The sequence below is a fragment of the Paenibacillus sp. 10L310 genome (assembly GCF_056395745.1).
Genome location: NZ_JBFTKC010000011.1, coordinates 15,356 through 35,288 on the forward strand (window position 1 = coordinate 15,356; position 19,933 = coordinate 35,288).

General features: G+C 46.4%; 9 protein-coding genes. All 9 read right to left on the minus strand.

The genetic code is table 11. From position 1 onward, the window contains the following. Window position 1: 1 nt before the first annotated feature. On the minus strand, window positions 2-5,545 hold the full coding sequence (locus AC1DE7_RS21225; protein ID WP_477535115.1) for a fibronectin type III domain-containing protein: 5,544 nt from the start codon (window positions 5,543-5,545) through the stop codon (window positions 2-4). 168 nt (window positions 5,546-5,713) lie between these two features. Continuing rightward, on the minus strand, window positions 5,714-6,376 hold the full coding sequence (locus AC1DE7_RS21230; protein ID WP_477535116.1) for a ComF family protein: 663 nt from the start codon (window positions 6,374-6,376) through the stop codon (window positions 5,714-5,716). Between the two features lie 299 nt (window positions 6,377-6,675). Next, window positions 6,676-8,565: a helicase-related protein gene (locus tag AC1DE7_RS21235; RefSeq protein ID WP_477535117.1), complete on the minus strand. Its 1,890-nt coding sequence runs from the start codon at window positions 8,563-8,565 to the stop codon at window positions 6,676-6,678. 456 nt (window positions 8,566-9,021) lie between these two features. Further along, window positions 9,022-9,399 carry a hypothetical protein gene (locus tag AC1DE7_RS21240; protein ID WP_036612497.1) on the minus strand — a complete coding sequence of 126 codons (378 nt, stop codon included), beginning with the start codon at window positions 9,397-9,399 and terminating at the stop codon, window positions 9,022-9,024. A gap of 357 nt (window positions 9,400-9,756) precedes the next feature. Further along, window positions 9,757-10,479 (minus strand): response regulator transcription factor, encoded by a 723-nt coding sequence (locus AC1DE7_RS21245; RefSeq protein WP_026081439.1) that lies wholly within the window; start codon window positions 10,477-10,479, stop codon window positions 9,757-9,759. 7 nt (window positions 10,480-10,486) lie between these two features. Continuing rightward, window positions 10,487-11,647, minus strand: a complete 1,161-nt coding sequence (locus tag AC1DE7_RS21250) for a sensor histidine kinase (protein WP_017691966.1) — start codon at window positions 11,645-11,647, stop codon at window positions 10,487-10,489. Between the two features lie 47 nt (window positions 11,648-11,694). Continuing rightward, entirely contained in the window at window positions 11,695-14,418 is a 2,724-nt protein-coding gene (locus AC1DE7_RS21255; RefSeq protein WP_477535118.1) for a stalk domain-containing protein, read from the minus strand. A gap of 231 nt (window positions 14,419-14,649) precedes the next feature. Next, window positions 14,650-15,876, minus strand: coding sequence for a stalk domain-containing protein (locus AC1DE7_RS21260; RefSeq protein WP_477535119.1), 1,227 nt, complete (start codon window positions 15,874-15,876; stop codon window positions 14,650-14,652). A gap of 116 nt (window positions 15,877-15,992) precedes the next feature. Then, window positions 15,993-19,775, minus strand: coding sequence for an S-layer homology domain-containing protein (locus tag AC1DE7_RS21265; protein ID WP_477535120.1), 3,783 nt, complete (start codon window positions 19,773-19,775; stop codon window positions 15,993-15,995). Window positions 19,776-19,933 lie beyond the last annotated feature (158 nt).

Consider the following 19,933-nt stretch of genomic DNA (forward strand, 5'->3'; position numbering starts at 1 on the left):
ACTAATTCAATGTTCTAATACTTAGTACAGAAGACCATATGCTTGTGTTCTGATCATTGAATGCCCGAATGCGATATTTATGCAAACTGGACGGTAACAGGTCAGAATGAATAAACGTTGTATCACTGACAGTCGCCACAATTTGCCCATCGGCTTCAATTTCGTAAGACGAAGCTCCCCCAACCGAGTCCCAAGTCAGAAAAACGTTTGTTTTGTCCGAAGTTCCCTTCAGCACAGGTGTAGTTAATTGAGTCATTCCCGCTGTAATCTCACTCCAAGCTCCCGCACCAGAAGCATTTTTGGCACGAATGCGGAAGGTATGCTCCGTATTTGGTGCAAGTCCGCTCTTCGTATAAGCTACTCCACTCACGGCAACCACCGTACCATCAATCTCCAGATCATACCCGGTAGCTCCAGTTACAGCACTCCATCTCAGCGCAATAGCCGCTGTGGTTGCTGAGTTAATACTCAAACCTGAGACACTGGCAGGTAACGTAGTTTGGGACAATATTGCTGTCCATGCACTCACATTAGTGTCGGTCAGGGCACGAATACGATATTTATGAATGGTTCCACCAAGTACTCCATTATGGACATACAAGAGATCACTTACAGTAGCAACCACTATGCCATCTGCCTCAATCTCATATTTTGTTGCACCAACAACTTCATTCCATGTCAGCGTAACTGCGGTTTCTTCAGGTACAGCTTTCAGCGTTGTTGGTACATTTAATTGGGTCGAGGCGGTTACAATCTCACTCCAGCTACCAATGCCAGCAGCATTTTTGGCACGAATGCGGAAGGTATGCTCTGTATTGGCTAGAAGTGCTGTTTTGGTATAAGCCAAAGCGGTTACAGCGACTATTTTACCGTCAATTTCCAGATCATATCCTGTTGCTCCCGTAACTGCATTCCACTTCATAGCAATGGCTACTGTTGTTGCAGAATTCATACTCAATCCGGTCACAATGCCCGGGAAAGTGTTTTGAGTCAAGACCGTAGACCAAGCGCTACTGTTCTTATCCGTTAATGCACGCACACGATAGGTGTGCGATGTTCCTGCAAGCAAATTACTATGAACATATGAGGGATCGGTTACTGTAGAAACAATTGTTCCATCTGCCTCAATTTCATATTTAGTTGCATCTTTAATATCAAGCCAATTCAAAGTAATAGCTGTTTCCTCTGATGTTGCTTTCAGAGCAGGTGTGTTTAACTGGGTTGTAACATCTGTTACATCTCCCCAAGCTCCAGCTCCAGCAGTATTTTTGGAACGAATACGGAATGTATGATCCGTATTGGCGATAAGTCCCGTTTTGGTGTAAACCACTCCACTAACAGGTACCACCGTGCCATCAATTTCAAGGTCATATCCCGTCGCTCCTGAGACTGCGTTCCACTTCAGAGCAACAGCTGTGTTCGTTACACTTGTTACCGTTAGCCCGGTCACAGAACCAGGCAACGTATTTTGTGTCAAGACCGCAGTCCAAGCTCCAACATTGGTTTCGGTCAGAGCGCGTACGCGGTATTTATGTGCTGTTCCAGCTATCAGATTATTGTGAGTATAAGTAGGCAACTTAACAGTACCCACTAAGACTCCGTCCGCTTCAATCTCATATTTGGTTGCATCTTTAACTTCAGGCCATGTCAAGGTGACCGCTTGTTCCTCAGAGGAAGCCTTCAGCACAGGTGTGTTAAGTAAAGTTGTGCCATCTACAATCTCACTCCATATACTTGCACCTGCTGTATTTTTAGAACGAATACGGAACGTGTGATCCGTATTTGTCACAAGTCCACTCTTCGTATAAGCTACTCCCGTTACTGGTACAACTGTACCATCGATCTCAAGATCGTATCCTGTTGCTCCCGTTACTGCCGTCCATTTTAAGGCAATGGCTACATTGGTAACAGAGCTAATACTTAAACCAGTAACTGAAGCAGGTATCGTATTTTGCGTCAGCACCGCAGTCCAGGCACCTGTATTAGAGTCCGTCAGTGCACGTACACGATATTTATGCGCCGTTCCTGGAAGCAAACTAGTGTGCACATATTTCGGTTCGCTAATTGTACCAGTAACGACTCCATCTGCTTCAATCTCATACTTGGTTGCATCTGCTACATCAGCCCATGTCAATGTAATCGCAGTCTCTTCCGAGGAAGCTTTTAGAACAGGGGTATTCAATAACGTTGTACCACTTACCTCATCACTCCATGCTCCGGCACCTGCCGCATTTTTGGAGCGAACGCGGAACGTATGATCCGTATTAGCCGCAAGTCCGGTCTTGTTGTAGGTTAATCCAGTAGCAGCTACTACCGTGCCATCAATTTCAAGCTCATAACCTGTTGCTCCGGTTACAGCATTCCATTTCAAAGCCATTGTTGTATTCGTTACAGAGGTAATACCCAGTCCAGTAACTGAACCTGGTAGTGTATTTTGATTTAAGACAGCAGTCCAAGCCCCGTTGTTTGTATCTGTCAGTGCTCGTACACGATACTTATGCGCTGTTCCTGGCTGAAGACTTGAATGTACATACTTCGGCTCATTAACTGTTGCAACAATTGAGCCATCTGCTTCAATCTCATACTTGATCGCATCTGATACATCTGCCCATGTTACTGTAATAGCAGTCTCTTCCGAGGAAGCTTTTAAAATAGGGGTATTCAACAATGTCGTACCATCAATGATATCACTCCATACTCCGGCACCTGCCGTATTTTTAGAGCGAACGCGGAACGTATGATTCGTATTGGCTGCAAGACCTGTCTTGTTGTATGTTAATCCACTTACAGCTACTACCGTGCCATCAATCTCCAAGTCATAACCCGTTGCTCCAGTTACGGCATTCCACTTAAGCGCGATAGCGACATTGGTTGCAGAGGTTACACTCAACCCTGTGACTGAACCCGGTAAAGTATTCTGAGTGAGAAGTGCAGTCCAAGGGCTAACGTTGAGCTCCGTCAGGGCTCTTACACGGTACTTATGCGTTGTTCCTGGAGTCAAACTCTCATGTGTATAGACTGGCGCCGTAACCGTTGCTACAACAATACCATCTGCCTCCACTTCATATTTGGTTGCATCAGTAACATCTGCCCAAGTTACAGTAATTGCATCTTCTTGGGAAGATGCCTTCAGAACAGGCGTATTGAGTTGAGTCGTACCACTTACCACGTCACTCCACACACCCACACCTGCCATATTTTTGGAACGGATACGGAACGTATGGTTCGTATTCGCTGCAAGACCACTCTTCGTATATGTTAAACCAGTAACTGGAACTACCACTCCATCAATCTCCAAGTCATATCCAGAGCTACCGGTCACTGCACTCCATTTCAAGGAAATTGCAGCATTCGTTGTGGATGCTATATTGAGACCTGATACTATTGCAGGCAATGTACTCTGTGTCAGGACAGCTGTCCAAGCACTTGTGTTATTGTCAGTAGCTACACGAACACGATATTTATGAGAAGTACCTGGTAATATATTTTCGTGTGTGTAGTTTGATTCACTTACATTCGCAACAATTACACCATCTGCTTCAACTTCATATGCAGTAGCATCTGGTATGGATGTCCACGTCAATGTGATTTCTGTTTCTTCAGAGGATGCCTTCAATACAGGAAGATTAAATTGCGTACGACCTGTTACTATTTCGCTCCAGGCTCCTGCACCTGCAACGTTCTTTGAACGAATACGGAAAGTGTGTTCCGTGTTTCCAACGAGTCCACTCTTCGTATAACTTGTAGCTGTCAAAGAAATCGGAGTGCCGTCAATTTCCAGATCGTAGCCTGTAGCACCGGTAACCACATTCCATTTTACCGTAATGGCTGCATTGGTGACTGCACTCACATTCAATCCACCGACAGAGCCAGGCAAGGTATTTTGCGTTACTACTGGTGTCCAAGCACTTGTATTTGTCTCATTGATTGCCCGCACACGATATTTATGCGCTGTGCCTGATGTCAGATTGGTGTGGTTAAAGATTGGATCTTCTAAACCTGAAGAAACAACTCCATCTGCTTCAATCTCATACGAAGTTGCACCTTCAATTGGAGCCCATACAAGTACAACTTCCTCTGCCGTGGCATTAGACTGAACTACAGGTGTGCTCAATTGAGTGGTGCCCGTTACTGGATCACTCCAACTTCCTGCCCCACCTGAATTTTTGGATCTGATTCTGAAGGTATATTCTGTATTGGCTGCAAGTCCAGTCTTGTTGTATGTGGTTCCTGTTACCGCAACAACTGCCCCATTGATCTCCAGATCATATCCTGTGGCCCCCTTAACAGCAGTCCAGGATACAGACAATTTATTCAATGTAGCATCTGTAATTTTCAAACCATCTGCACGGTTAGGTACTGTTAATTGACTTAGTGGTTTACTCCATGAACTCTCATTGTCAGTTGAGAATGCTTTCAGCACATAGGTATGTGTTGAATTGGCCTCCAAATCGTCATGCTCATATGAGTTCACATTGCCCAATTCAATAGGTTCTCCTCCGTCAATTCGCAATTGATATCGATCTGCAAATTCAACGAATTTCCAATTCAATGTATTCTTTCCCTCTTCGCCTTTTACGGTTAAGATCGGTTTTTCAAGTAAAGTTCTCAGAGAGAATGGATCACTCCACTCACCTGTACCTCTTTGATTAATACCACGTACTCTGTAAGTATAGTTCGTATTATTTTTATAAGGGCCACTTGTATAGTTCAGACCATAAAATGGACCTTTAGTTACTCCATTTTCTTCAATCTCATACTGAACTGCTTGTTGTGCAGCTGACCAGTTAAGGTTGATCGTCGCATCATTCACAGTGGCTACCAGACCAGTTGGAATAGCAGGAACCGTAGTAATTGGCTCCTTTGTTCCCGACTCCTTAACAAAGCTGAATGATTCTGCCTTTCGTGTGTAATATGGATTAAGGTTGGATACAAAATCTACCACAGCACCTGTATCTGCACTAATCACCAAACTAAGTTGAGAGGCTTCATAACTTTGTACATATCTGGGTGTTTCCATCCCAAACTCATCAACTCTGGAAATGTCCCAAACACCTACATCCTTGCCCGACTGTCTATATTCCATGGTACTGTAATATTCCCAAACCTCGGAAAAGTCAACGATAAATGCGTTAGTTACTTGCCCAGTATAGGTAGAAGTATATTTACCAAAGGTAACGTTGGTCATATCTTCAACAGTTCCTCTAATAGACTGACTTCTTGAGAAGGAATATCCTGTTGCTGAAAAGCTGTATGATCTGACCCAACCCAAATCAACCGGTTTCTGATTCACCATCAGATTTCCATTCTGTTCTGATAATACAAAACGATAATCATTACTGGATGCAATAATTCTATTACTCGTTGCGGCATCTGCCCGGTTCCCCCCGTACACGCCAAACTGTCCGAATACCAGCATGAATACTAGTAGACGGACGGTCCATAAGTAAAATTCATTTTTTCTTTTTCCTGCGACCACTTTTGTTCTCCCCTTCAACAGATATGTAGTGCCACTCCCTATGCTGTCACCTGTGGTGAACGGCAAAACTATCTATTCTGCGCGAGAAAACCAATTCCTCTTTTTTACATGTAAAAAATTTCTTATTACGATTTCATTTATAATTTCATCAAACAACTATATTTCAAACGGAATAAATGGAATGGAGACACGCATTAACGTACCAATGATTAATAAAGGAACATATTTTCCTGTCTAGGATCTTGCCAGTGTCAGCGTGTAAATCTCGACCGGAATCTCCATGTGGAAGCCAGCATTAAGAATAACCCGGCCACAAGCGTCCAAGGTGCTGCCTGTTGTATAGATATCATCAATCAGCAGTAACTGTATGGGTTTGGCATGCGCTATGCCCATATGTGTTGGCAGATGAGATCCCTTGTATAACTCTTCAATTAACTTCGTGCCATCCGGGTTGATGGAAAAGGCGTTCTTCATCGTTTCAATACGCTCACCGCGTGATTTGAAGCTTTGTTTAGTGGTGTTGATCTGGCGCTGCAACAGATCCACGATGGGTAGGCGGCAGGCGGTGGCGAGCCCAGCAGCCAGCCGCTCCGCCTGATTGAAGCCACGCTCGGCCAGACGCTCGCTGCTCACCGGGACATAGGTGACCGCGTCAGGCCGCCATTGCGGCTTCATTTTTTGAGCAGGCGTGGCGATATGAGCCACGTGAGCTGGGGGTTCTTTGGCCAAAGCAGAATTCTGCTCCTCTCTCATCGCTTGAAAGGCTTGAATCAACAGCGCGGTTAGGAGCGGCGCGTATCTTTCATGGCCTCGAAATTTGTACATTCCAATCCATTCTCTCATAAGAGCGTTGTACTGTACGGCGCTGCGGTTGGCGATAAAAGAACGGTTTTGCATGTGTGGACGAGCACAGTCCGGGCACCCAACACCCCGACCACAACGCAGGCAACGGATGGAACGGATCCATGGAATTTGCTTCACACAACGTGGGCATATGCCTGGATAAGTTGAAGACAGAATCGCTCGAGTGCCACATGTCAGACAAGTCGCTCCCGGTGGGGCGAGCAGGTGATGGAGACGCTGGGTCAGGTGTTGCGCGTGATCGGTTATGTTGCTGAGCCAGTTGAACATAGGGGGCATACCTCCAGTCTCGGGAATGTATTGTGATATGTGGATACGAACTGGGCAGATGACAATTATGTCTTGGATGGTGGATGCAGGTAGCCTTTGCGACGAGCGATGGTGTTCATTTTCCGAATCTGTGCAACGGCCTTCACCTGTGAGCGCGTCCGACGAGATGATGCAAAAACCACTCTACCCGCCGGGTCATCCATGGAACGCCCTGCTCTTCCCGCCATCTGGACCAGTGACGCTTCATCAAAGAGACCATTGTCTGCATCCAATATAAAAACATCACTGCGCGGAATGGTCACGCCACGCTCCAGAATTGTTGTCGTTACGAGCAGACGAATGGTACGTTCACGAAAAGCAGTAACTTTGGTAGCGCGGTCAGGATCCTGAGATGAAGTTCCTTCGATATGGATTCCGGGAAAAGTACGACGCATTAGATTCACAAACGCCTCAATCTGGGCAATGCGTGTCACAAAGACAAATACCTGGGCGTCACGCTTCAATGAAATTTGGATGTTAGTCCTCAAGGCAGAAGGAAAATTTCGTTTCTTAATACATTCAGCAACGGTAACCATTTTGATCAATCTTGGCACGGGCAAAGGATGGCGGTGGAAACGTACTGGAACTTTGGCATGGGTTAGTTTCCCCTGTTCCGCTTCCCTCTGGAGCCGAGCAGGCGGTGTAGCAGACAGATAGACGAAATTCCCGTCCGGTTTACATGAGGATGCCGCCGCGTGAGCGAGCATGGGATCGTTGTGATAAGGGAACGCATCCAATTCGTCGATGATAACAAGATCAAACCCCTGATAAAAACGCATCAGTTGATGTGTGGTCGCAAGCGTGAGCTGAGCATCTTTCCAGCGTTCCTCACTGCCTCCGTAAAGGGTAGCGAGTGAGGTGTCCGGAAAAGCTTTGGCCAGACGCGGGGCTAGCTCCAGCACCACATCCCTGCGCGGCGTAGCGACCAGTGCTCGTCCACCGCGGTCCAATGTATGTTGGAGCAGGGGGAAAATCATCTCCGTCTTGCCGGCCCCGGTCACGGCCCACAGCAAGAACCGCCCCGGCCCATCCCCTGCGGGTGGCCGGGCCAAAAACGCTAGCGCCGCGGCTGCTGCCGCGCTCTGCGCTACGCTAAGCCCCCACCGGGCGAGCCCGCCGCCGGTGGGGGCCAAGGCCGTGCCACGCGGTGCTTCGCCGCGTCGTGGCACGGCCCCTTGCGCTGCACTGCGTAGCAGCAGCGCACAAGCACGGCTGCGCCCCAGCGCGAGGCAAGCCTCGCAGTAGGCGCACGCCGCCAGGCCGCAGGCAGCGCAGGGCACGCGCTGCCTGGCTTCGCTGCCACAACGGTGGCAGCGGGGCGCGCTCCGCGCGCGTCCAAGCCACGCGTGCCGACGGCGCGTGGCAGGCCCTTCGAGGGCGGCTGTGATGCTCAGCCGCCCGTGCAAGCGCGCGAGCTGCGTAGCCGCGCGCCACTCCCTTGGCGGCTGGGCGGTATCCGCCAGCAACGCCTCCGCCTCGGCCGCCAGTAATTGGCGGCCGCTGATCCGCTCAGCCAGCAGGGCCGCGTCCCGCTCCAGCTGAGCCCACTGCACGGCGGGATACGGCTCTGGCATCCCGCCTACCAACGCACCACGCGCAGCGACACTCCCCGCTTTGCCCGCTATACCTTTTCTGGCCTCTGTTTCCCCCGAGGCCAGTTCATACACATCCAGCTTCCGTGCAAGATAACTCTGCCATTCGCGCTGGCCCCACTGATCCATACCTCGCTCCATCCCAAAATGTTCAACCAACCAGGATGCCTGACTTAACGGTAACGCCTTGTCTAACAGCAACCAGCGCAGCACATGTCGCCCACTTCCTCCCTCTAGCCACCAAGCCACATCCACTCGAATATCGAGTGATAACACCATGCTCCACCCTTCCCCTACACGGCACACATACAAAGCAACCTTCATTTAATCTCCTCCCCCATCGTACTTTCTTCTGAACGCAAAAAAAGCACATGCCAACCCGGCTGTTCGCCGGAGCATGTGCTTCATGTCCATATTCCATCTTCGTATGATCAATCTACTTATCACTATACCAATTGAATCTTTACATCACAAGGTTAGTCACACAACATGATCCATCACACCAATTCTGCTAATAACCAGAATCTTTCTATAAAATTGCGAAACTTTTTCCAATCTGAATCGTCTATACTTTTAAATTAAGAGTTCTGACTTCGAAAAGTTTATATTAATACTCATGAACTCGTCAAAACCCAGACAATAACCATAGATTGCATAAAAACCCATTTTTAATTTAAAAGCAGACTTGGCTACAATTACAAAAAAAGACTACAGCTTCTGCTGTAATCTTTTCACTGTAGATCTGCGAAATGTTAATCCCATTTCCGTTCACATGATGATTTATTGCTCTGACTCACGCAAATCAATCAGGCGAAACGTGTGATCGGTCTGTGCTACCCGTTCAATATCAGCAGGGACAGCAGGCAGATAAGATGTCTCCATGCCTTGCCTTTGCATAAGCTTTTCAATAATCGTAATCGTTTCCGCTTCTGTACGATCAGCAACAACGGTTAATCTGAAGCTCTTACCACGGTATAACAATTCCCGGCAAAGTTCTCTTACAATGCCTTCGATCCGCCCTGCCTGATTGGAAGGGATGAGCAGAATCTGCTCGAAACCTTCAGATTCCGGACGGGAAAGATGGCGCTGGTGCATGGCATGAACGGCCATTGCCGCCAGGAAGTATATGAGCAGAATCATAGTCAGATGAGCAACCATGGCAACTGCACCTCCTCGGAAGGTCATGCTCACCCATGGCGAACATCCCTGTATACAACAAGTATATGCTGTACTTCCTGAAGGGTTACACTTGCATTTCCTATCACTCATATTCCACGCTGATCGACACCGGACGAAGAAAGACAGGCCAGGTCATTCATTCACGCCTAAGCTTGAACATATGTTCTGCACAGCCTTACACTTTGCTCATTTGCAGTGATAAAGTCCATTAACCCGCAGACCAATCCAACATTCTGGAAAGGGCGCGAGTGAACACCAATCTATACTTCGTCTAGGTTGAATCAACCAATGGACTGACTTACCATAAGAACACTGCTTTACAAAAAACATAAGGTATTAGAGCGTAACCCAACCATATTTGATCGAATTGATAACAGCTTGAGTACGGTCGTCCACTTCCATCTTCTGCAGAATGCTGCTGACATGGTTTTTTACTGTTTTTTCACTGATGAACAGGAATTCACCAATCATTTTGTTGCTCTTACCTTCTGCCATCAAGCGAAGCACTTCAGCCTCACGTCGTGTGAGCGGGTTATTGTCGCCAGCGACAAATTTAACACCTGCTTCCTTCGAAGCTCCTTCACTCATTGCCCCTGTTTCATTAAGATACGTCATACGACGCAACTGCATGATCAGTTTGCCTGTTACTTTCGGATGTATGAACGCATGTCCTTCATGCACGGAACGAATCGCATTGATCAGAGACTCTGCCTCCATATCCTTCAGCAAGTATCCGTTAGCCCCTTTACGAAGCGTCTCGAATACATAACTTTCATCATCATGAATGGACAAGATAATCACTTTTACATCAGGGAACAGCTCACGCAATTTCTCCGTTGCTTCAACCCCATTTTCGATTGGCATGTTGATATCCATCAATACGATATCAGGTTTATCCTGATTGCAGAATTCGAGCACTTGAATACCATCGCCGCATTCACCGATGACCTCAATGTCGTCCTCCATATTTAAAATGCGTTTCAGTCCCTCACGGAACAGCTGATGATCATCAGCCAAAAGAACTTTAATCGATGCTTTACCAGTATCACGGTTTTCCATCATCCTGCTACTCCTTTCCCTTATCCACGTTTGTCGGGATATGAATCACTATTTTGGTTCCTTGATTTTCTCCGGATTCAATCTCTATTCTTCCTTCTAACAGTTCAACCCGTTCTCTCATCCCAATCAGACCGAAGTGGGTATGATCCTTGCTTTTCTTGGCAAGAAGCTCCGGTTTGAACCCAAGCCCATTGTCCTGAACGACAATTTTGACGAGCTGAGCCTGGTATGTAATTTCCACTACAACATAAGTGGGATAAGCATGCTTTGCAGCATTCGACAGACCTTCCTGCACGAGGCGGTAGATTGCAGCCTCCATGGCTGAAGATAAACGATGTTCCTTACCTCTTGTTTCAAAAAGCGACCGGATTTTCGTTTTTACCTCAAAATCCTGCACATACTTCCGAAGCGTTGGAATCAGTCCCAGATCATCCAGTGCCATAGGACGCAGATTGAAAATAACTTTTCTCATTTCTTCAAGACTGGAACGAACCTGGCCTTTCAAATCTACTATTTCGGCCTGGACCATCTTAAAATCCTGCTTAATGAGCATTCTTTCTACAATTTCCGTCCTAAGCACTAGATTGGCGAGCATCTGCGCAGGCCCGTCATGAATCTCACGAGCAATACGTTTCCGCTCTTCTTCCTGGGCCAAAATTATTTTCAAACCAATCATTTGTCGATTTTTGGCATTTTCAATGATCCGGGTCACTTGACCCAGTTCACCTGACAGGTACTCGAGTACAACACCCATCTGCGAACCGATGGTCTCGGCACGCTCCACAGAAGCTTCCACATTTTTGGCACGCTTCTGCAGATCATCCCGACGAGCCTTCAGATACATTTCCTTCTCACGATAAATCATCAGATCCAGCTGCAGCTGTGTTGCTTTCTCGTACGCCTGCTTGATATCATGTTCGGAATAACGGACAAAGTCGCGGCTAACCTCAGTCAGCCGGATCCGGGAACGGCGGTAGTTCAGCTCCAATTGATCTACTTTCTCGATCGTTTCCGCCGTCTCCTTCAGTACCGACTTCAACTCCTCGTTGAGTGTTTTCAGCTCATCACGAGTTGCGTCCATAATTTCGAACATTTGATATTTGCTGTTTTCCATGACTTGTATGGCGTTTTTAATGACGCGGTCTATGGCATCGGCTTGTAAATCCACGTTTGTTCGACTCCATTTCTATCGTTTCCGGTATATATCATACCATATCACGATGAGATGGTAACGGTCTTCGTTTTCTGTTCCCATTTTACAGTCAGACCAAGTTGCTCGGAAACGAGTCTGAGTGGGACTAAAGTCCTACCACCCGTTACGTATGGTGCAACAGTTGCGCTCTGTCTTTTACCATTCAGAATGAATTCTTTCTGCCCTACAACCAAATCAATCAGCTTGCCACCACGTAATACCGTGATCCGCTGATTTTTGCTATCCCAGCTTGCCTGACCACCAAAAGCGTCCAAAACATGTTTGATTGGCACATACGTTGTACCATTTTTCAGGACCGGTGCTGCATCAATCACTTTTTTCGTTCCGTTCACCGTCATTGATTTCTGTCCAAGCACAAGCGAAGCTGTACCCGTAGGCAATCCGACTTCACTGGACTTGGAAGGCATCGTGAATGCGATATTGTCAAAAGCAACCGTACCTGATTTCGCACGCTCATCCTGACCTTCTTCCACGTTCACCACATAGACCCGCTTCAGCTTCGCCGGATAGGCGATGTTCAGTCCGTTCAGGTCCACACTCAGCTTCTTCCACCCGTTCCAGTCAATTGCCTTGGCGAGATCAGCATATACCGTTTTGCCATTGGCATCCGTGAATTCGGCACGTAACCAGTTCAGGCTTTTATCTCCCATAACATCCATCGACATCGATGTAGCTGCAGCAGATACCTCTCTACCGGTAGAGCCATTCAGTTGTGCATAAGCGTACATTTTGCCTGTTCCAGCAGTCATATCATAACCGAGTTGCAGTACATTGGAGCCGGCTTTTTCACCAGTTCCTGCTGTAACGGTTGCCGTACCAGTTACACCCGCTGCATTCGTCGTGAAGTTAATCGGATAATTCACGTTTTCGAAGTTCTCCCAGATCGTTTCACTTGCAGAAGCCGAGAGTACAACGACTGTGCTGTAACCATCATAACGACCAATCGCATATCCCACTTGTGCACCGGAATTGACGGAAGATACGGTTAATTGATCAGCAGTAACTTTACCTTTGAATCCGATAAATTCCCATGTCAGCGAGTCTGCCGGAACCGTCACACTTTGTCCGCTCTTCGTTGTTGCCGTTACAGGAATGGACATCGTTGTGCCTGCTTGGAGCGAACCGAGACCTGATCCTGCTGTCAGGGAAGCCAGTTCACTTCCACCCAGTACCGATACTTTAATGGAGGATGAAGCTCCATTGCTCGTTGCCGTCAGTGTTGCTGTACCTGGCTTCACGCCTTTGATTGTACCGTTGCTGACACTCACGATGCTGTTGTTGCTGGACTTCCAGGACATGCTGATATCGCCTGTTGCGATCGGGTTGTAGTAGGTGTCATATCCTTTGGCTGTGTACTTGCCCTCTTGCCCCACCAGCAACGTTTGGCTGCCACTCACGGCAAAGCCCTTCAGTTTACCTACAGGAGCCGTAGAGAACACACCCAGCGTGTTTACAACCTGACGTTGCTCGGTGCCATACTCTGTGTTGAACGTCAGACCGGCGGTTTGCTCACCCAACGGACGTGTTACCATGGTTGTGGAGCCGCCTCCATCCAGGTTCATGCCTTTCCAGACACCCACACTGGTCATAAAGGATTGCAGTTCCGTCAGCGACATCCCGCTGCTGTTACTGTTTTTCTCCGCTGCGATGATATAGACATACCGACCATCCTGGGAGTATCCTACTGCCGTTCTGGCACGAATGCCACCAATGCCGGAAGATGCGATATCACGGGAGAAGGATGCTGCCTTTCCACCGTTCACAAGAATCGTATGACCGCCAATCATCATCTCCAGATTACTCGGATCAACCGATTGTCCGGTTGTTTTGGCTTTTAACTTGTAATCCGCATCCAAGGTTTGTCCAACAGATAAATGGCTCATGATCCAAGTCGCCGCTGTTCCATGCGCACGCAAAATGTACCCATCCTTCGGTACCGTCATGTTTAACGCTTTTTTATCCGAGATTTGGGTAATTACTCCGTTCTGCACGAGAACCTCTGTCGGCGTTGTGGAAGGATCATTTGGACGTTTGGAGGAGGTCCATGCCGGTGTATAAATATACATCGAGTTGGCATGACTATATTTCACCGCGCCCGACTCTACCGTATAATCCTCTTTATTTATCCCACGCAAAGCAAAAGTTGAACCATCCTGTGCCTTCACAGTTCCGTCAAAGGAATACTCGTCGATCATCGGTTTGCCATCCTTGGTCACCGTCAGGGCATACATGCCTGACAGCTCAGAAGGTGTGGAGACCAGCACGCCATCGGAGACCTGTCCACCAATTGGCGAGAGTTCCCCGGATACATTGAAGTAATCGCCATTTACAGCAGCTACTGCACCATTTTCCTTGGCCATGGCACCTGTGCTCTGTTTACTGTTCAGATTACCGCCCTTGCCTGTCATTACATCCAGCTTCACATACGGGTTCTGCAGATCCACCTGGACTACATCCGCCAGTACGTTGACCTTGGAACCGGAACGTGTTGTTGTATATCTGTATTTCATGAGCTTCGCACCCGAAGTCAGAATTTCTTCACTCAACTTGCTTGTATTCGTAGATGCTGCAGCGGCCACCGATTGCCACGAAGTGCCTGACCACATCTGCCCGCCTGCGCTCATCACCGGTGCAATCCAGATCACACCCGCCAGCGTCACAATCGCCCATTTCTTCACCTTACTGCCCTTAACGTCTTCCAGCTGTCTCTCATGTTTCCCCAGCATGTCTGAAACGTCTCTCCCATCTTGTATATCAATCTTAGACATCACGAACACTGCCAAGTAGGCAGCCGATAGCGAGATCTCTAGTATACTCTTCTATTAATAGACTACTTTTTGTGAAAAAAGTTACGCCCCCAGCTAACTTTGAGGGGATTCTTGGCAAAAAGAAACCCATGTATGCAATTAGCTACTCATACATGGGAATTTATCTGTATACTGATATTCGTTATATTTTCAATTTAACTCTGGGAAATGAATTTCGGGTAACATTCGATTGGGGTCCTCTTCGTTCTCACTAATGTCATGATCATAACTATAATTCCAGTGCCCATTGGCGTAATCGAGGTAGATCAGCGCCTCATATATAGAATGGTTCTGCTCTATGTTCTCTGAGATGTAGCTCCATTCCAAGGTTGCATGAACAACAGCTTGGTTCTCCCCAAGAAACACGACTCGTTCATTAGACATATGATACGTAGTGTCTCCATACTCAAAGGAAGCTCTTGTAATGTGCTCCCATGTTCTCCATTCATCAACTGCATTTGCGTTCATTCGTTCAATATCAAATGGCGAAGTGTATTTATACGTTAAATCAAAGTCTTTCTGATTAAACGCTCTATAATATTGCCTGAGGTCAGATAGGACATTTTGTTGCTTCTCATTAAAATTCTCTTTTATCGTATGTACAGATTTATCGATATCTTCTGGAAGCGTAGTATTACTGGAAAGATATCGATCCTGAAGTATTTTCCACATATTATTTTCTTTCTTAATTCTGAATACGATCTCATGCTGGTCGTCCATTACCTGATTATTATGAATATAAGTAACGTACAATAATGCCTGGTTCGCAGATTCATATGTAATGCTTGTGATATCGACATTGTAGATTCGATCAGGGATTTCGCTCACTTGGGGTGCTATCTTACTATCCGTCAAATAAGATCTCTGCATATGATCTGAAGCTAGTAGTTCTACAGTGAAAGCTCTATCATATGTTGTTATCAAATCAAGTATCTCTTTCTCTTGACCATACCCATACTGCACCATCCACGCCGTATTCGACTTTTTATCATACTTAACCGCATGCTTGGTTAACCAGGCGGCATAACGGATAGGTAAAAAGAATTTTCCATCAATCTGAATACCTGGCCTTTGTAATTCGTAGTAATCTCCCGATCCACTAATGTAACCATCGTCCGGTAGAAAGATAAATTTTGATTTCCCGATCTTAACTGAGATCTCTCGATCTACCACTGAGTAATCCGCTTGGTACCCCATTAGTTGAATAAACTCTCGAAACGGAACATACACCGTTCCTGATTTTGTCATCAGTTTAATATTTGTTGGCTTTTCATTTACGTACAGTTGTATGGATTCTTTATTATCTTGAGCATACGCCAGTGATGGTATAGATATTAACCCCAGAACGAGGACAAAAACTAGCATTTTTTTAAGCAAATTTACACCCTCTATCCATGAAATTTATGACTTTATAATATAAAGAAGCGAAACCAACCAGTTGAACTTATTCCCCTGATCGATTTCGCTTCACTAAGATAAAGAGCTAATTACTATTACAGATATCCTAACTTATCCAGGACACGTTTCAACATGACTGCTGCCTGTGCACGAGTTGCATTTCCCTGAGGTTCAAATGTTCTGGCTGTCATGCCTTGAATGATTCCCTCCTGCACCGCTTTGGCAACAGAATCCTTGGACTGGATTTTGTTGCTGTCCTTGAACTTGGATAGAGTGGTAGCAGCCGAAGATTGAAGAGAGACTGTTTTCCCACCGTAGTTCATAGCACGTACCATCATAAGTGCCATCTGCTCACGCGTAATAGGGCGATCCGGCTTAAAGGTACCATCGGTATTTCCCGTAATGATTCCCGCTTCAGCAGCAGCACCGATATAGGCACTTGTCACACTACCGCTACGAACGTCCTGGAAACGACTTGCTGCAGTAGGTTCTCCATTCAGTCCTAGACCTCTAGCGACCAATTCAGCAAATTCCGCACGTGTAATGTTCTCATTCGGTCGGTAGAAGGAACCACCCGGTGTGTTAATTATCCATTTGGCAGAGAGCTCCTTAATGACCTCACTAGCCCAGTGTGACGCCGTATCCGGATAACTAACGATGTTGTTAACAGGGACTACCGACTGATTGCCATTCAGCTGTCCTTGAACAACTACACCACCTGTCGTATTTTTAAAGGAACTAGGTACATTGGATAACCTAAACGTAACTGGATCAATATACGTAAATCCAGATGTTACACTCGGGGTATTGGCAGCCAATTGCATGGCCAGTTGGCTTTTGACATTCTGATCTACACGTTGATCGCTTGTTCCATTACCGGCATACAAATATACGTCCGTATAGTTGCCAAGCTTCTGCGCTCCTGCACCTGCAATCAAGTCTTCCATCGTCCCCGATGAAGAGACAGGTACCGTCTCTAACTGAACGTATAAGGATGGAACCGTTGCTCCTGTCGTTGTACTTGTGTTTGACGTTCCTACACTCCGACTCATAGCCGCCATATCTAAATTAGACAGCGGCACCGTCCAGAGAAGATCGCCATACTTCACACCAATAGTGCCTGTGCGATAACTTGCAGCAATCTGAGTCAGTGCATTTAATGGGAATCCAACATACGCAGCCGATTCACTGTCCGGAATCTCAAATACCACCGGCTGAGTCAATTTCCCGTTTGCTCCAGCGTATTCAAAGGACTGAATCAACTTGGTTGCATCCACGTTGAATTGACGAGTCGGCCGATTATAGTGGGACATCGCAGATACAGCAGAAGCCGTAGTATTATTCATCACAAGTAAAGACTGACCATAGCTCGTTGCATCCAATTCCGACAACCAGGAAGGACGGTTTCCCGACTGATTATTGTTCGAACTATTATTCGTCTGTTGTAACGTAAGTGGACCAAATGCTGTTATCGTGACATTCGACGCATCCCGTAACGGCACTGCCCCAGGTACATAACTCACCGTTCCCGTCTGAGTAGCTGTCGATGTTACTGCTGAAGTATCCACTTTCAACGTCACCACAGAGCCAGAAGCTGAAGCAGACAATACAGTTGTGGTTGAATTACCAATCACTACACTGAACTGAGATGCTGTTAGTGCAGCCTGGGACTGTATTGAATCACGGAAATTAATCTGAACCGTGTCTCCCTGAAGCGTAGCCGACAGGATTTTGCCATTTCCATATGTGTACGTTACTGGAGTCAGATTGAGATATCCTGCTGGGTTATTGTTCAGATCCGTTAATCGCAATGCTCCAGGTACATATGATAGAGATATATTTTGTGTATCCTTCACCGCTGAAGCCAGCGTTAACGTAACCAGATCATTTTCGATCTCGGAATCATTAACGAAGACTGGCTTACCATCGACCAGAACAGAATATTGGCTGTTGAGCGGTTTATTCGTCGTGTTCAGTGGTTCATTGTAACGCATCCATAACTTGTTACCACTCACCTCAGCACTCTTAAACTCAGGTGGTTTGGTATCAATTGAATTGCGGACATAGAAGCCGCTGAACCCAGCAAGAGCCTGTCCACGTGTATCTTTTACAGGCCATGAACCTGGCGTGTATGCAACCCGAACGACTTCACCATCCGTAATCGACCGACTAAGATTCAATGTAACCACAGAGCTGCCATTGATTGATATGCTATTGATGCCTACAGCCGACTGATCCGCAGTTACACTGAATTGTCTTGCTGCATCACTTGAAGTGATATATACCGTCTCAGGATAGTACAACGTCATTGTACTGTAATACACGTTACCTTCTCGCGGCTTGGACATAACAGAATCTAAACCGTTCTCCACATCTCTTGTGCCAAAAGCAGCCGCAGCATTGGAAGACTGATCTGTAAGACGATTACCTGTAGTACCGGGTGCATATGCGATCCGCACAACCTGTCCTACCGCTACACCCGTATCCAAGACAACATATACACTGTCACCTGAGATATAAGTGGAGCTGACATTCCTCTTTTCACCATTTACAGTTACAGCATAAGTACTACTCAGCGAATTAGTGCTGTACAGCCACTCATCATACGTCAGGCGAATGGTGTTATTGCTATGCATCTTAGCATTTTTCAACACAGGTGCAGTTGTATCTGCACTTAATGTTTTAAAGGCCCATGATGTAGACCCATTAAGACCTGTAAATGTATTTCCTGCTTTATCACGAAGCGTATTGGCTGGAATGTCTACCACATAATTTGTGTTGCTATCCAATGCGCTCGCAGGTGTAATCAGCAATTGTCTATTGTTTGAACTATTAATGGCTGTCTTGGATGCAACGGTTGCTCCATTTGATTTTTTGAGCGTTACATTCTGAATGTAATTCGGATCAAGTTCTTTGTTGAACGTAACTGTTAAATTTCCCGTTAATGGTGCATTGGTAGTACCGTTTGCGGGAGATACAGTAGATACCATGAGAGACGTCGGATCGGATATGATATTAAATCCCCAAACATTTCCACTAATTGCACTGATATCATTCTCATTGCTATCCCGCAAATAACCTTCTGGCATTACGATGTAATATGTAGTGTTGTTATTCCAGTTATTCGTGGGAACGATCGTAATCGTATTGGTTCCAAAACCTGTAATTCGAGGTGCTCCTGCGTTTACTGGAATCTGCTCAAATACTGTACCACCAACTCTTCCCTGATAAATAATGAGATTCCCTCTACCTGGGGTTACCGGCTTATCGAACGTCATTACTACCTTAGTTGAAAGGGATACCATTGCTGCGTTATCAGGAACTCTACTCACAAGGGAAGTTGAGCCTAGCCCCAGAGTACTGAAGGTCCACTCTTTGTTAGTCAGTCCCGGAAATGCAGTGTTGTCCGCGTAAACAAATGATTTATTATCTATCTCTACGTAGTATGTTGCTCCCGGTAGAGTCTTGCCCAGTGTAATCGTCACTCGTAGGCCAATAGCTGGTACAGGCGTACTGTCTCCCGCATCCGGTGTCGTAGGATCTGTAATCGGTGGTGTGGGATCAATCACGACTTGGTCACTGGATACCAGCACCGAACCCATCGTTGTATTGTCATCCAAACGCTTAATCAAGATTGAACTTTGTGTACCTGGTGCCTTCTGAACAGGTTTATCAAAATCAATAACGAATGGTATTGAACTATCCACATTCGTTCCTTTCACGGCAGGAACAGTATTCGTTATTCCATTTGCACTTAATACGTGTGCAGCATATGCTCCCTGTTCGACTCCACTCCAACCCGTAAGCCAACCTTGAGCGGTCAGCATAACAATTAAGATTCCAAGCATGCCTTTTCTTGCAATTCTCTTCAATTCCACTGATCTTCCCCCTTATCTGCATTTCTTCTCCTGTCTGATGCACAGACCTCATTATGTATTTCGGTTAGAGAAGGGATTTCATTTAGTTATTTGGGGATTTATTCCATAATTTTTTCTTTGTCCATGACAAGCAGTGAAATCGATGGAAGCACAAAAAA

Coding starts and splice junctions, on each gene's coding strand:
- AC1DE7_RS21230 (WP_477535116.1), bottom strand. CDS start 6,376: ATGCAAAACCGTTCTTTTATCGCCAACCGCAGCGCCGTACAGTACAAC.
- AC1DE7_RS21235 (WP_477535117.1), bottom strand. CDS start 8,565: ATGAAGGTTGCTTTGTATGTGTGCCGTGTAGGGGAAGGGTGGAGCATG.
- AC1DE7_RS21240 (WP_036612497.1), bottom strand. CDS start 9,399: ATGGTTGCTCATCTGACTATGATTCTGCTCATATACTTCCTGGCGGCA.
- AC1DE7_RS21245 (WP_026081439.1), bottom strand. CDS start 10,479: ATGGAAAACCGTGATACTGGTAAAGCATCGATTAAAGTTCTTTTGGCT.
- AC1DE7_RS21255 (WP_477535118.1), bottom strand. CDS start 14,418: ATGCTGGGGAAACATGAGAGACAGCTGGAAGACGTTAAGGGCAGTAAG.